Genomic DNA, 13568 nt, shown 5'->3' with positions numbered 1-13568 from the left:
TAATGTAGGCTAAGCACCCGGCGCCGTGTCATATAATCATGACCGGTTTCCAAATACTCGCCTCCGAACCGGACGTACACCTTCCAGCGTATCCGGCTCTCCGTTTTGATATTCAGTCTATGCCTTGCCATTGTGAACTTTCTTATGACAACTACTGCACAGTGCAATCGTTTTTCTTCTACGTGCAATCATCATTCTTTCCCAAGGCTCTTTTCCTTTGAGTCCTTTGAGTTTTCTTACATGATGCATTTCGAGTCTGTCGGTTGCCCCGCATAATTCACACTTTTGTGCTTTAAGCCTGTCCATCAGGCTTGTGGTGCTTGTGTGCATTATGAAGTTCGGCAGAGTGGAAATTCTACTGTCCTTTGATGGCTTTAGCCTTTTGAAGCCACCATTATAGAATTTAGCTTCGATAGTATTTCCTTTCTTGCCTTGGTAGCTCACGGTGAAAATGCCGTCTTTCTTGTATTTGCGACATATCTTTGTAACCTTGCTACGATATTTTGCGGCAAAAGTCTTATACATGCTGTATTCCATAATGTATCCGAAATTGTTCATCTGCTTAGCGCAGTTGACACCAATTCCGAAATAGTTGTAGAAACCCCTTATTTCAGAATTGTATCTTTGAAGAATTTCAAGGTCATCGTTAAAGTTGAGTTCGGGTCTTGCTTTCGGCTTCCAGATTTCTTTACCGTTGTGTTTCTTTATTTCCACAACGTCATAATCGAGAAGCTTTTTCTTGACCGTATCTTTAGGGATACGAATCTCAACCGTTTTATTCCGAGACCTTTTCTTTCTACCGAGTGTGTCTCTGCGTGTTTCCGCACATTTTCTGTTTCGGATTTCAAAGCCGAGAAACTTCGCAGGATTATTTGAGTAGGTGACAAGGGTCTTCTCTTCGGATAATTCCAATCTTAATTTGGATTCAAGGTATTCTTTTATGTCCGCTTTAATCTTGATTGCATCCTCACGAGAGCCTATCACGCCACATAGGAAATCATCTGCGTATCTAACGTATTTCAATCGTTTGTAATTGGTGTCTCCCTCGTTTTTCGCAGGAGTCACCATCATGAGACTGTCATACATCTTGACGAGGCGAAGAGCCTCGTTTCGTTCCTCTGCGGTCTTGGCTTTCTTAAGAGCTACTTTTGCACGTCCTTTCTTACGTTGGTAGTGTCTGTATAGTTTGCTCACCTCCTTGCGTACACCTTTGTCGAATTTTGAGGCATACGCCTCCATATATTTGTCAAGCTGGTCAAGATATATGTTGGCAAGTATCGGGCTTATGATTCCACCCTGCGGTGTTCCGTCATAAGATTTGAAGTATTGCCAATCCTCAATGTAACCTGCGTTGAGAAACTTACGGATTAATCGGATGAAACGGCAGTCGCCAATGCGTTTTTCAAGGATTTTAATCATGACATCGTGATTAATGTTGTCAAAAAATCCTTTAATATCGCCCTCGATATACCATTTGGCTCCACAGAAAGACTTTGAAATCTGTTCCATTGCGGTATGGCAACTTCTTTGAGGTCTGAAGCCGTGGGAACAATCAGAAAACTGTCCCTCGTAGATTGCCTCAAGAATCATCCTCACCACTTCCTGCAACAGTTTGTCCTCTATAGATGGTATGCCGAGTGGACGCATTTTACCGTTTTTCTTGGGAATATATTCCCTCCTTGACGGTTTTGGCTGATAGCTTTCATCTTTCAATGACTCTATCAGTCTGTCAATGCGCTCGATGCTCATTCCATCAATGGTTTTGCCGTCAGTGCCTGCCGTCATATTACCCTGCTTAGGGGCAATACGTTGGTACGCGACAGCATACATATCCTTGTTGTAAAGAATACGATACAGACGCTCGTACTTGTAATCCAAGTCCTTGCAATGTTTGTATAGACTGTTTAATACGTTTGTTGAATTTCTCATAAAGTCTCACACTTCATTCATTAATTGTATTAAAAATCTCCACTGTCTCCCTTCGCCATGTACGAAGCTTTCCCTCGCTCGGACTACTGCGGAGACTCCGTTACCATGCTGTCAGCGGATGCTGACAGTTTAGGCAATCCCAGTTTATAGTGCCTTAACTATTGGCTTGACAAGTTGTCGGGTATGACTTCCACCTGTTCCTGTATATTACAGTTGCGCTGCACCAAGTTCCTGCTCTCCCTACGCTACGACTGCAAAGAGAGTGATGCAGTATGACGATTTGAAACTTCTTGTGGTTGTTTCCATAGTTACCTTACGTCATAGCCTACTACACGGACCACTTAGATTATCATTCAACCAATTCGGGCTTTACCCTCATACTTGTCTTATCATCGCTATTCAGTCGCAGTTTGGTAACTAACTGACTTATAGTTGTACCGACGTGCTACACTCCCTGCCGTCTTTCGTTGGACAGATAAGTCGGTGATGATAGGTCATTTTCAAAGAACACTTGCCTAATCCTTGCCAAAGGGACGATTAAGACACTACCTTGACTGGCGCACCATAACAATAGAGTGCAAAACCTTTCTCGATTTGCTGTTTTATGTAACTGTTTACCACCGCATACGACTTACCGCTGCCCGGCGTTCCCAACACAAGGCTGGCACGGAACGGGTTCACGACATTTATCCAGCCGTTATTCCATTTCTTCTTATAGTAGAACCGGGTAGGCAGATTTACCGAATACTCGTTCTCGATAAGCCTTGTTTCCTGTTGGAAACTTTCGTTTTCCATGTTAAAGACATCATCCATGAGGTTGTTCTTCAAAAGCCGGGACATCCATGTACCCGCCATGAGCATACAGATATAGCCCGCCGACAGCGTGGCTATGTAAAATGCCGTGTCCGCCGTATGTGGCAGCGGAAGTTCCAGCAGCCACCAGTTCAGGAAAAACAACACGACACCCGCCGCAAGGCTGCAATGTATCTTCGCCCACGTTATCTTTTCCTCTTTCACGCCCTTAGTGCCGATGCACGACAGGGCGAGGAACACGACCGCAAAAAGTTTCGTCCAAAGGACGGACGAGAACAGCCCGGTCGTGCGCTGGAAGTTCCACAGTATCTTGTCTATCACTTCAAAAGTCACTCCCCACTCTTTCAGGGTGGAGTAACAGAACCAGTACACGTTTATTCCCACGAATAGAATACTGACAGCCCGCATAAAGTCCATGACCCGTGCAAGCCCTCTCAAATCATCTTCCTGTTGCATGATTGTAATGTTTTTTTAAGTTAGTCGATGCGCCTTGTGCGCTTCTTTTTCTTCTTTCTCTTTTGGCGGGCGGTGTCCTGCGGATCGTCACCGCCTGATGCACCGCCGCCCAGCAAACCGCCGAAAGCACCCAGCACGGAAGCCACGCCCGAAACGATGTCGGATTTCGGCATGAAGCCCGGTTGTTCCTGATGCGTGGGCTGGTCTTGCTGCGGTGCTGACATTTCGGGCTGGTGTATCTTTCCTGTTTCGCCCGAAAAACGTTCGTTGAATACGTTCGCCGAATACTCCTTGCCCAAGCGTGAACCGTTCAGCACCACCCGGCTGTCGTGGTCGATGAACGTAACGCCATAGATGCGTCCGCTGTCATTCTGACGGAATACCACGTCAATGCCCTGCTTTTTTAGCTGCTGTTCCAGTTCTTTGCGGCTGCGGGCGGTCTGCATGGCAGTGGCTACAATCTTCCGGGTGCGTTCTTTCAGCTTGCCGTCCTTGATTGCTTCGCCCGATTTCTCCATTCTGCGCTGCACCGCTTCATAACCTACCGACTTGCCGATGCGGGAAGCCTTTACCGGGTTGCCCGCCTTTTCGCCCTTGTCGTTCATGGCGGAATAGACAATGCCCTGATAGGGCTTGCCGTTTATCTCGCCCTTGACTTCCTCGGCGCACACGTTGTAAGCGGCAAGCAAAGCCTTGTATTCCCCGAACGACTGGAAGCGGTAGCCATAGCAAGCCGCTTTCACGGTATTGCCGATTTGGTGTTTCACGTCCCCGGCGGCATAGTCCACCTTTTTAAGTTCCGGGCGTTCGGCACGCTCCTTTCGCTCTGCCGGGTGCAGGTTGTATTTCTTCTCCAGTTCACGGGTGATTTGCTTGCTGCGCCGATGCTCGAATTTGTCATTCAGCGGCTTGCCGTTCTCGTCCACCCGCAACCCCACGATGTGGATATGGTGGCGGTTGATGTCGGTATGTTTATATACCAAATAAGGCTGGTCGCCATAGCCCAACTTCCGCATATACTCTTTGGCTATGTCGGAAAGCTGTTGGTCTGTCAGCACATCTTCCGGGTGCGGGTTTATGGAAATATGCAATATCGGCTTCTTGGTGGATAGCTGGACGGGCATCTGCATTTCAAAGCTACGCATACACTCGCCGATAGAGAAATTCCCGTCCTCACTCAACAGCATTTTGTTTGAGAAAAGCACCTTTGCGTCTTCGCTGTCCACCTTGTTTTGGTTGTACGCCAGTGCGCCGAACATATTGCCGCCCGTGCTTATTTTGGCAACCATAGTTCCTTACATTCATTGGTTAGCGCAATAATTTGGCGGTTCAGTGCAGATAATTCGGTAGTCGCTTTCTCCAATTTATAGAGAAATGCGAGTGCCTTTTTCTCAGAAAAGTTGCTGTGCAATGTCTTTACCACTTGATTGTAATTGACCGCTACCGCCCGAAACTGGGCGTAAAATTCGGTCAGCCGGGCGCAATACTCGACCGCCGACTTGTCCACTTTCACCACCCGGAACGGCTCGCCGAACAGCCGGGCGGTGATGAAACGGGACTTGCTTGTAACGCCCGACTGCTCCCACTGCGAGAGGAAGCGGGCGTTCTCCCGGTCGTTCAGGTAGAGGACATGGCGATGCTTCGCCGGGTCTGCGAGAGCGGGGCGACCGCCCTTGTTGGTTCTTCTTGTTTCCATACTTCTTTCAATTAAAAAATTACGACTTCGGAGTGATTTTTACCCCCGCAAGGGGCAAGGCGTTTTCAGGCACGGAAAACGGTTTTGTATGCTACAAAACACACCTTGCTATTTTCTGACGAAAATCGAAATCCGTCACGGACGGATTGGGGTTAGCGTGGAACGGTAAGCCCTGCGTTCACCAGCCCGTTTTTACACTTGCGCCCCCGGCGGTTCGTTACTCCGTTGCAAAGTAACGGTGATTTATAATGCTGTAAAATAGGTAGTTGATGGACAAATCGGGACAGCACAGGACAAATCGGGACAAGGTTTTCAGGGGACGTTTTTTCTCCCTTTTTTTGCATCGGATTTCAAGATTGAAAGCAAGATTGAAAGAAATATTCCAATCAGGAAAGAATGATTGAAAGCATGATTTCAAGAAAGCATGATTGCATTATTTCAATATTTCAAGAAAGCATGAAAGCAGGAAAACAAGATTGAAATAAAACAGTCTTTCAATCTTTCAAGATTGCAATATGGAAACAAAGAAAGCTATATGGCTGGATTGATTGAAAGCAATAAATAAATCTATCAACCAATAATGAACGAAAGCAATATGGAAAACGAGAAAACACCCCTTTATGTCGCCTTTTCCACCCAAAAGGGCGGGGTCGGCAAAACCACCTTTACCGTGCTGGCGGCGAGTTACCTCTACTATCTCAAAGGCTACGATGTGGCGGTGGTCGATTGCGACTACCCGCAACACTCCATTGCCGGGATGCGAAAGCGGGATGCCGAGCAGGTCGGGGCGGATGAAGATTACAAGCGCATGGCGTATGAACAGTTTACCCGGCTGGGGAAGAAAGCTTATCAAGTATTGTGCAGTTCACCTGAAAAGGCGATTGCAACGGCTGACGAATATATATCCACCGGACACGTGCCGGATATAGTGTTTTTCGACCTGCCCGGCACGGTAAACAGCGAGGGCGTGATAAACTCCCTTGCGGGTATGGACTACATTTTCACCCCCATTTCAGCCGACAAGGTGGTGCTGGAAAGCAGCCTGTCGTTCGCAATGGCTATCCAAAAGCTATTGGTGAAGAATGAAGCCTGCCGACTTGCCGGGCTGTACCTCTTTTGGAACATGGTGGACGGTAGGGAGAAAACAGACCTTTACACTGCCTACGACAAAACCATTAAGTAACTGGAACTGCCGCTGATGAAAACCTTTATCCCCGATACCAAACGCTACAAAAAGGAACTGGTGGCGGATAGAAAGGCGGTGTTCCGCTCCACGCTCTTTCCTGCCAGCCGCCCGCTGGTGAGGGGAAGCAACTTGGAAGAACTGATAACCGAAATAACGTACTACATCAAATTAAAATGATATGGCAAAGCAAAGCGGCGGGATGCCGAAGATAGACGAGGATTTCATGAAAGAACTTATCTCGCAGGGCGTACCCGCCAAGCGGGAAAGCCAGCCGGATGATGTACCGCAGCCCGGCGGCGAAACGGAAACCGCCCACGAGGGACGGCAGACTGAAACGGTGCGGGTGGAGAAAACGACAAACCGCAAGCGCAAGGGCGGTTCGGGTGACTACCGGGAAACCTACTTTCAGAAAGTGGAACTGGCAGACCGACAGCCCTTGTATGTAAGCCGCACCACGCACGAGAAGCTGATGCGTATCGTGACGGTGATAGGCGGTCGCAAGGTGACGGTAAGCAGCTACGTGGAAAACATTCTGCTGCGCCACTTCGCGCAGTACCAAGACGAGATAAACACCCTGTACGAAAGCCACTTCCAAAAGCCTGTCTGACTATGGTAATCTATTGCATACTTACCGGGCTTTTGGTGTACTATATCGCCCTATGGCTGTGGTATCGCTACACGGACAGCCGGACATCAACGGGCAGAACGGATGATGCGCCACTCCCACGAAACGGGGTTTCAGGCTACACGCTGATAGGTGAAAGCCGATACAAGGGCGGACTAATCGGGACAGTGCAGGACAAATCGGGACACCTCCCGCAAGCGGCTGAAAATGATACTATTTTTGCGCCGCAGGCTGACGGACTGCCGGAAGAAGCACCCGGTTACGAGAATGACGAACCCGATTACGAGGACGAGGAAATAGCCGGGTACATGGACGGTGACGATGATACCGGGCGGGCTACGGGCGTGAGCTTTGACGAACTGGGCGAAGCGGTACGCACGGCGAACGCCGACAACCCCACCGAAGCTGAACAGCGGCAAGCCGCCGGGACACTGGCAAGCATTGAGGGGACGAACCTCTACGATGCGGTGGTGGAGAACATCAACGGCGGGCTGGCAAAGGTGGCGGAACTGCTGGGACGCAACGAAGCGGAACTGGCTACGGCTGCCGTCCCTGCCGAAGCTGGCAATACAAGCAAGGAACACGAAGCGTTCGACATGAACGATTTCCTATAATATGTATAAATCTGACAGCATGAAACAACGTGATTACGGTTGATTGGCAACCTGAAAACCAAACAGACAAACGGGACTGCTCCCGACCACTAAAATTTCAAATTATTCACCAGCCGGGAAAGGCGGACTTCCCACCCGCCGCCCGGCATTAAAAACAAATCACAATGAGAAAGAAAATCTTTTTGTCGGCGGCTATCCTTGCCGCTGCGGTAAGTGCCTACGCACAGGGCAACGGGCAGGCGGGCATCACCGAAGCCACGAACCTAATCACAGGGTATTTCGACCCCGGAACAAAACTGGTGTACGCAATCGGGGCGGTCTGCGGCTTGATTGGCGGGGTAAAAGTATATAACAAATTTTCGAGCGGCGACCCAGACACCTCAAAGACCGCCGCCAGTTGGTTCGGGGCGTGCATCTTTTTAATTGTTGCCGCCACTATCCTGCGGTCGTTCTTCCTCTAAACCAGCGGCTATGTCTGAATATCCGGTAAACAGGGGTATCGGGAAGCCGGTGGAGTTCAAGGGGCTGAAAAGCCAGTACCTCTTTATCTTTTGCGGCGGCTTGCTCGCCGTCTTCGTGGTGTTCATCGTCCTGTTCATGGCAGGCGTGAACCAGTGGCTATGTATCGGTTTCATCGTGTCGGCTTCGCTGCTGCTCGTGTGGCAGACGTTCCGGCTCAACGCACGGTACGGCACGCACGGGCTGATGAAAGCAGCCGCACGCAAAAGACACCCACGCTTCATTATCAGCCGAAAGGCGATACCCCGGCTGTTCAACTACAAAAGAAGAAAGGAAGAAAGAACATGAGGAATACATTAAAGGCTACCACGCTGGAGAGGAAATTTCCACTTTTGGCGGTGGAGAACGGCTGCATCATTTCAAAGGATGCGGACATAACGGTGGCTTTCAGGGTGGAACTGCCCGAACTGTTCACCGTCACCAGTGCCGAGTACGAAGCCATACATTCGGCATGGTACAAGGCAATCAAGGTGCTGCCCGACTACTCCATAGTACACAAGCAGGACTTCTTCATCAAGGAGAACTACCAGCCCGACACCGAAAGGGACGAGCTTAGCTTCCTGTCCCGGAGTTTTGAACGGCACTTCAATGAACGCCCGTTCCTGAACCATTACTGCTACCTGTTCCTGACAAAGACGACAAGGGAGAGAAGCCGCCGACAGAGTGACTTCTCCACCCTTTGCCGGGGCAGGATTGTCCCGCAGGAGATAGCCAACAAGGAAGCGGCGGCAAAGTTCATCGAAGCAGTCGGGCAGTTCGAGCGCATTATGAACGACAGCGGTTTTGTCACGCTTACCCGGCTGGCGGCATCGGAAATCACCGGGCAGGACGGAAAGGCGGGCATCATCGAGAAATACTTCTCGCTCTCGCAAACAGATACCACCTGCCTGAAAGACATCGGGCTGTACCCGGAAGAAATGCGTGTCGGGGACGACATATTGTGCCTGCACACGCTCTCGGACGTGGAAGATTTGCCCGGAAAGGTCGGGACGGACTGCCGATTTGAGAAGCTGTCCACTGACCGGAGCGACTGCCGACTGTCATTCGCCGCCCCGGTGGGTGTGCTGTTGTCGTGTAACCACGTCTATAACCAGTTCATCTTCATAGACGACCACGCCGAAAACCTGAAGAACTTCGAGCAGACCGCCCGGAATATGCAATCGCTCTCCCGCTACTCCCGTGCCAACCAAGTGAACAAGGAGTGGATAGACGAGTACCTGAACGAAGCGCACAGCAAGGGGCTTATCTCGGTGCGCTGCCACTGCAACGTCATGGCATGGAGTGACGACAGGGACGAACTCAAACGCATACGCAACGATGTGGGAAGCCAGCTTGCACTAATGGAGTGCAAGCCACGCCACAACACGGTCGATACGCCCACGCTCTTTTGGGCGGGCATACCCGGCAACGAAGCCGACTTCCCGGCAGAGGAAAGTTTCTACACGTTCTTGGGGCAGGCTCTCTGCCTGTTCGTGGAAGAAACGAACTACAAGAGTTCGCTTTCGCCGTTCGGCATCAAAATGGTGGACAGGGTAAGCGGTCGCCCGCTACACATCGACATTTCAGACCTGCCCATGAAGAAAGGCATCACCACCAACCGCAACAAGTTTATACTTGGGCCGAGCGGTAGCGGGAAGTCTTTCTTCACCAACCACATGGTGCGCCAGTATTACGAACAGGGTGCGCACGTGCTGCTGGTAGATACGGGTAACAGCTACTTGGGGCTGTCCCAGCTTATCCACAACCGCACGCACGGCGAGGACGGGATTTATTTCACCTACACCAACGAGAACCCGATAGCGTTCAACCCGTTCTATGTCGAGGACGGGGTATTTGACATCGAAAAGAAAGAGAGTATCAAGACCCTTATACTCACCCTGTGGAAGCGGGACGATGAAGCCCCCAAGCGGTCGGAAGAAGTGGCGTTGTCCAATGCGGTAAGTGCCTATATCGAACGTATCACGGGCGACAGGTCGGTAACGCCCTGCTTCAACACGTTCTACGAGTTTGTCCGGGATGATTACCGCCGACAGCTTGAACAGAAGAACGTCAGGGAAAAGGATTTTGACATCGACAACTTCCTGAACGTGCTTGAACCGTACTATTGTGGCGGTGAGTACGACTACCTGCTGAACTCCGACAAGGAGCTGGATTTGCTGCATAAACGCTTCATTGTCTTTGAATTGGATAATATCAAAGACCACAAGATTTTATTCCCGATAACGACTATCATCATCATGGAAGCGTTCATTAACAAGATGCGCAAGTTAAAGGGTATAAGGAAGTTAATACTAATCGAGGAAGCGTGGAAAGCGATTGCGTCAGCGAATATGGCGGACTACATAAAATATTTGTATAAAACTGTCCGAAAGTATTTCGGGGAAGCGATTGTGGTAACGCAGGAAGTGGAAGATATTATTTCCTCGCCCATAGTGAAAGAGAGTATCATCAACAACTCGGACTGCAAAATCCTGTTAGACCAGCGAAAATACTTGAACAAGTTCGACAGCATACAAAACCTGCTCGGACTGACCGACAAGGAGCGTTCGCAGATATTGTCTATCAACATGGCGAACCACCCCGGACGGAAGTACAAGGAAGTTTTCTTCTCGCTGGGCGGCACGCAGTCGGCGGTGTACGCCACGGAAGTTTCGTTGGAAGAATATTACACGTTCACAACAGAGGAAAGCGAGAAAATGGAACTGTTCGCCCTCGCCGAGAAGCTGGGCGGCAACCTTGAACTGGCTATCAAGCGGCTTGCGGAAAGCAAACGCAGTCCCCAATCATCAACAACTTAAAAATCAGGAACATGAAGAAAAAAATTCTCCTTATGGCGGTATGCCTTTGCTTCATCGGCAAGGCATCCGCACAGTGGGTGGTGTCAGACCCCGGCAACTTGGCACAGGGTATCATCAATACCACCAAGCAGATAGTGCAGACTTCCACCACAGCCAAGAACACGCTGGACGGCTTCATGGAAGCGCAGAAGATTTTCCAGCAGGGTAAAAAATATTACGATGCGCTCAAAGCGGTGCATGACGTGGTCAAGGGCGGTGTCAAGGTGAAGAAGTCCATTGAACTGGTGGCGGAAATCTCCGAAATCTACGTGCGCAACTTCCAAAACATGCTGGCAGACCCGAATTTCACGCCTGACGAACTTTCCGCAATATCGTTCGGCTATGCCAAACTGATGTCGGAAAGCTCGGACGTGTTGCAGGACTTGAAGAATGTAGTGAACATCACGGGTATGTCGCTGACGGATGCCGAACGGTTGGCTATTATTGATAATGCCTACCGAAGTCTATTGAATTACCGCAACCTCGTGAACTACTACACCCGCAAGAACATATCCGTGTCCTACCTGCGGGCAAAAAAGAAGAACGACACCGACCGGGTGCTGGCTCTCTACGGCTCGGCGGATGAACGCTACTGGTAACATATAAATCGGTATGCCTATGTTATTAGCAGCAGTGGATTTTGACAACCTGCACCAAGTGTTGCGGGTGCTTTACGATGAAATGATGCCCTTGTGCAGCAACATGACGGGGGTAGCGAAAGGGATAGCCGGGCTGGGAGCTTTGTTCTATGTAGCCGCCAAAGTGTGGCAGTCGCTCGCACGTGCCGAACCCATAGACGTGTACCCGCTCCTGCGTCCCTTTGCGCTGGGGCTGTGTATCATGTTTTTTCCCACGTTCGTGCTGGGGACTATCAATACGGTGCTGTCGCCAGTGGTGAAAGGGTGCAACCAGCTTATGGAAACGCAGACATTCGACATGAACGAGTACCGGGCGCAGAAAGACCGACTGGAATATGAAGCCCTGATGCGAAGCCCCGAAACGGCTTACCTCGCATCGGACGAGGAATTTGACCGACAACTGGAAGAACTGGGCTGGTCGCCCTCCGACATGGTGACTATGACGGGTATGTACATGGACAGGGCGGCGTACAATATCAAGAAGTCCGTCCGGGACTGGTTCAGGGAGTTGCTGGAAATGCTCTTTCAGGCAGCGGGGCTGATTATAGACACGCTGCGCACGTTCTTCCTGATTGTGCTTTCGATACTGGGTCCGCTGGCGTTTGCGATTTCCGTCTATGACGGTTTCCAAAGCACGCTGACCCAGTGGATTTCACGCTATATCTCCATTTACCTGTGGTTGCCCGTGTCCGACCTGTTCAGCAGCGTGCTGGCACGCATACAAACGCTGATGCTCCAAAAGGACATTCAGGAACTTTCAGACCCGAATTTCATTCCTGACGGGAGCAGCACCGTGTATGTAATCTTTATGATTATAGGTATCGTGGGCTACTTCACCATTCCCACGGTGGCAAGCTGGATTGTCTCGGCTGGCGGCACGTCTGCCTATAACCGCAACGTGGCACGAGCGGGGTCAATCGCCGGGGCTGCGGTCGGTGCGGCAAGCGGGAAAGTAACCGGGAAACTACTCAAATAACCAACATCAAAATTTAGTATATGGAATTTAAGTCATTAACGAACATTGAAACGAGTTTCCGGCAAATCCGGCTCTTTGCGCTGGTATTCATCTGCCTGTGCGCACTGGTGACGGGCTTTGCCGTGTGGAACTCGTACAGCTTCGCCGAAAAGCAGCGGCAGAAGATATACGTCCTCGACAACGGTAAAAGCCTGATGCTGGCACTCTCGCAGGACATGGCACAGAACAGACCCGTGGAAGCCAAATCGCACGTGCGGCGTTTCCACGAACTGTTTTTCACCTTATCACCCGACAAGGGGGCTATCGAAAGCAACATCAAACGCTCGCTGTTCCTCGCCGACAAGACCGCTTTCAACTATTACAAGGACTTGGCGGAAAAGGGCTACTACAACCGGGTGATTTCCGGAAACGTCACACAGACGGTGGAGATTGACAGCGTGAAGTGCGACTTCGACCAGTACCCATACAAGGTGAACACCTACGCCCGACAGTTGATTGTCCGGGAAAGCAGCCTGACGGTGCGAAGTCTTGTGACCTCGTGCCGCCTGCTCAACGCCACACGGAGCGACAACAACCCGCACGGTTTCATCATCGAAGCGTTCACCATTACCGAGAACAAGGATTTACAAACCATTAAGAGATAGCCTTATGGAGAGAAAACGAAATTACATCGAAAAGGTGCAGGACTGGGCGGACGACCGCCTGCGCCGAATGTGCGGACGGATTACGCCGGGCAAAAGGCTGGCGGTTATCCTCGTGATGTTCTTCTTTTTCGGCGGCTTGTCTATCTATATCACCGTTTCATCAATCTACAATATCGGGAAACGGGACGGCAGGCGGCTGCAAATAGAACATATCAGACAACTGCCATTGCAAGGCAATGACACAATCAACAGTATCAACCCCTTAAACAGACCACAATATGGAAGAAGTACAGAAGAATGAGAACGGCACGACCGTACCGCAGACGGACGGGAAGCCGAAAAAGGAAGATAAACCCAAACGGGAACTTACCCCGCAGCAGGTGCAGCAGCGCAGGAAAATGATAGTCTTCCCGCTGATGTTCCTTGCCTTTGCCGGGTGTATGTACCTGATATTCGCCCCATCCGGCAAAGAGGACGTGAACATGGAAAGCGTGGGCGGCTTCAACGCCGACATACCCCTGCCCGCAGAGGACGGGATTATAGCCGACAAACAAAAGGCATACGAGCAGGCGATACTGAACCGCAAACAGCAGGACAAGATACAATCCTTGCAGGACTTCGGTTTCACGGGGGAC

Annotated in this window: 12 protein-coding genes and 3 pseudogenes; 11 read left to right on the top strand and 4 right to left on the bottom strand. The window is 50.4% G+C overall.

What is annotated here, in order from left to right; genetic code table 11:
- Positions 1–117 precede the first annotated feature (117 nt).
- From HU824_RS17730 to mobA, 4 genes and pseudogenes are all read right to left on the bottom strand, one after another.
- A complete protein-coding gene (locus HU824_RS17730; RefSeq protein ID WP_176469564.1) occupies positions 118–1929 on the bottom strand; it encodes a reverse transcriptase domain-containing protein in 1812 nt (603 codons plus the stop codon).
- A 570-nt stretch (positions 1930–2499) separates the two neighbouring features.
- Positions 2500–3198, bottom strand: a pseudogene (locus HU824_RS17725) (YWFCY domain-containing protein); the annotation flags it as partial.
- A gap of 20 nt (positions 3199–3218) precedes the next feature.
- A complete protein-coding gene (mobB, locus tag HU824_RS17720; protein WP_176469563.1) occupies positions 3219–4487 on the bottom strand; it encodes a conjugal transfer protein MobB in 1269 nt (422 codons plus the stop codon).
- Positions 4472–4894 (bottom strand): conjugal transfer protein MobA, encoded by a 423-nt coding sequence (gene mobA / locus HU824_RS17715; protein WP_176469562.1) that lies wholly within the window; start codon positions 4892–4894, stop codon positions 4472–4474. Before mobA ends, mobB begins: the two co-directional genes overlap by 16 nt.
- Positions 4895–5474: 580 nt before the next feature.
- On the opposite strand from mobA, the pseudogene HU824_RS17710 reads away from it, so the two are divergent.
- From HU824_RS17710 to HU824_RS17660, 11 genes and pseudogenes are all read left to right on the top strand, one after another.
- Positions 5475–6257 (top strand): annotated as a pseudogene (locus HU824_RS17710) (ParA family protein).
- Between the two features lies 1 nt (position 6258).
- Positions 6259–6687: a DUF3408 domain-containing protein gene (locus HU824_RS17705; RefSeq protein ID WP_176469561.1), complete on the top strand. Its 429-nt coding sequence runs from the start codon at positions 6259–6261 to the stop codon at positions 6685–6687.
- Positions 6688–6689: 2 nt separating this feature from the next.
- Positions 6690–7319: a hypothetical protein gene (locus tag HU824_RS17700; RefSeq protein WP_176469560.1), complete on the top strand. Its 630-nt coding sequence runs from the start codon at positions 6690–6692 to the stop codon at positions 7317–7319.
- 164 nt (positions 7320–7483) lie between these two features.
- Positions 7484–7780: a DUF4134 domain-containing protein gene (locus tag HU824_RS17695; RefSeq protein ID WP_004309970.1), complete on the top strand. Its 297-nt coding sequence runs from the start codon at positions 7484–7486 to the stop codon at positions 7778–7780.
- A 10-nt stretch (positions 7781–7790) separates the two neighbouring features.
- On the top strand, positions 7791–8126 hold the full coding sequence (locus HU824_RS17690) for a DUF4133 domain-containing protein (RefSeq protein ID WP_010803765.1): 336 nt from the start codon (positions 7791–7793) through the stop codon (positions 8124–8126).
- Complete coding sequence (locus tag HU824_RS17685) at positions 8123–10636, top strand: TraG family conjugative transposon ATPase (protein WP_176469559.1); 2514 nt, start codon at positions 8123–8125, stop codon at positions 10634–10636. Before HU824_RS17690 ends, HU824_RS17685 begins: the two co-directional genes overlap by 4 nt.
- A gap of 11 nt (positions 10637–10647) precedes the next feature.
- Positions 10648–11274 carry a DUF4141 domain-containing protein gene (locus tag HU824_RS17680; protein WP_176469558.1) on the top strand — a complete coding sequence of 209 codons (627 nt, stop codon included), beginning with the start codon at positions 10648–10650 and terminating at the stop codon, positions 11272–11274.
- 19 nt (positions 11275–11293) lie between these two features.
- On the top strand, positions 11294–12289 hold the full coding sequence (gene traJ / locus HU824_RS17675) for a conjugative transposon protein TraJ (RefSeq protein WP_004326113.1): 996 nt from the start codon (positions 11294–11296) through the stop codon (positions 12287–12289).
- Between the two features lie 20 nt (positions 12290–12309).
- Positions 12310–12933, top strand: a complete 624-nt coding sequence (gene traK, locus HU824_RS17670; protein ID WP_004325451.1) for a conjugative transposon protein TraK — start codon at positions 12310–12312, stop codon at positions 12931–12933.
- A 4-nt stretch (positions 12934–12937) separates the two neighbouring features.
- Entirely contained in the window at positions 12938–13234 is a 297-nt protein-coding gene (locus HU824_RS17665; RefSeq protein WP_123398575.1) for a TraL conjugative transposon family protein, read from the top strand.
- Positions 13212–13568 (top strand): annotated as a pseudogene (locus HU824_RS17660) (conjugative transposon protein TraM); the annotation flags it as partial. The gene HU824_RS17665 and the pseudogene HU824_RS17660, both read left to right, overlap by 23 nt.

The sequence above is a fragment of the Bacteroides sp. L10-4 genome, from assembly GCF_013373675.1.
In the GTDB taxonomy this organism is placed as follows: domain Bacteria; phylum Bacteroidota; class Bacteroidia; order Bacteroidales; family Bacteroidaceae; genus Bacteroides; species Bacteroides muris.
The sequence above is the reverse complement of the archived record's forward strand: the minus strand, read 5'-3'. Positions and strand labels throughout refer to the sequence as shown.

Bases quoted from the DNA above. Each gene is read 5' to 3' on its own strand.
- HU824_RS17700 (WP_176469560.1), top strand. From the start codon at position 6,690: ATGGTAATCTATTGCATACTTACCGGGCTTTTGGTGTACTATATCGCC.
- HU824_RS17705 (WP_176469561.1), top strand. From the start codon at position 6,259: ATGGCAAAGCAAAGCGGCGGGATGCCGAAGATAGACGAGGATTTCATG.
- HU824_RS17730 (WP_176469564.1), bottom strand. From the start codon at position 1,929: ATGAGAAATTCAACAAACGTATTAAACAGTCTATACAAACATTGCAAG.
- traJ (WP_004326113.1), top strand. From the start codon at position 11,294: ATGTTATTAGCAGCAGTGGATTTTGACAACCTGCACCAAGTGTTGCGG.
- mobA (WP_176469562.1), bottom strand. From the start codon at position 4,894: ATGGAAACAAGAAGAACCAACAAGGGCGGTCGCCCCGCTCTCGCAGAC.
- traK (WP_004325451.1), top strand. From the start codon at position 12,310: ATGGAATTTAAGTCATTAACGAACATTGAAACGAGTTTCCGGCAAATC.
- HU824_RS17695 (WP_004309970.1), top strand. From the start codon at position 7,484: ATGAGAAAGAAAATCTTTTTGTCGGCGGCTATCCTTGCCGCTGCGGTA.
- HU824_RS17665 (WP_123398575.1), top strand. From the start codon at position 12,938: ATGGAGAGAAAACGAAATTACATCGAAAAGGTGCAGGACTGGGCGGAC.
- mobB (WP_176469563.1), bottom strand. From the start codon at position 4,487: ATGGTTGCCAAAATAAGCACGGGCGGCAATATGTTCGGCGCACTGGCG.
- HU824_RS17690 (WP_010803765.1), top strand. From the start codon at position 7,791: ATGTCTGAATATCCGGTAAACAGGGGTATCGGGAAGCCGGTGGAGTTC.
- HU824_RS17685 (WP_176469559.1), top strand. From the start codon at position 8,123: ATGAGGAATACATTAAAGGCTACCACGCTGGAGAGGAAATTTCCACTT.
- HU824_RS17680 (WP_176469558.1), top strand. From the start codon at position 10,648: ATGAAGAAAAAAATTCTCCTTATGGCGGTATGCCTTTGCTTCATCGGC.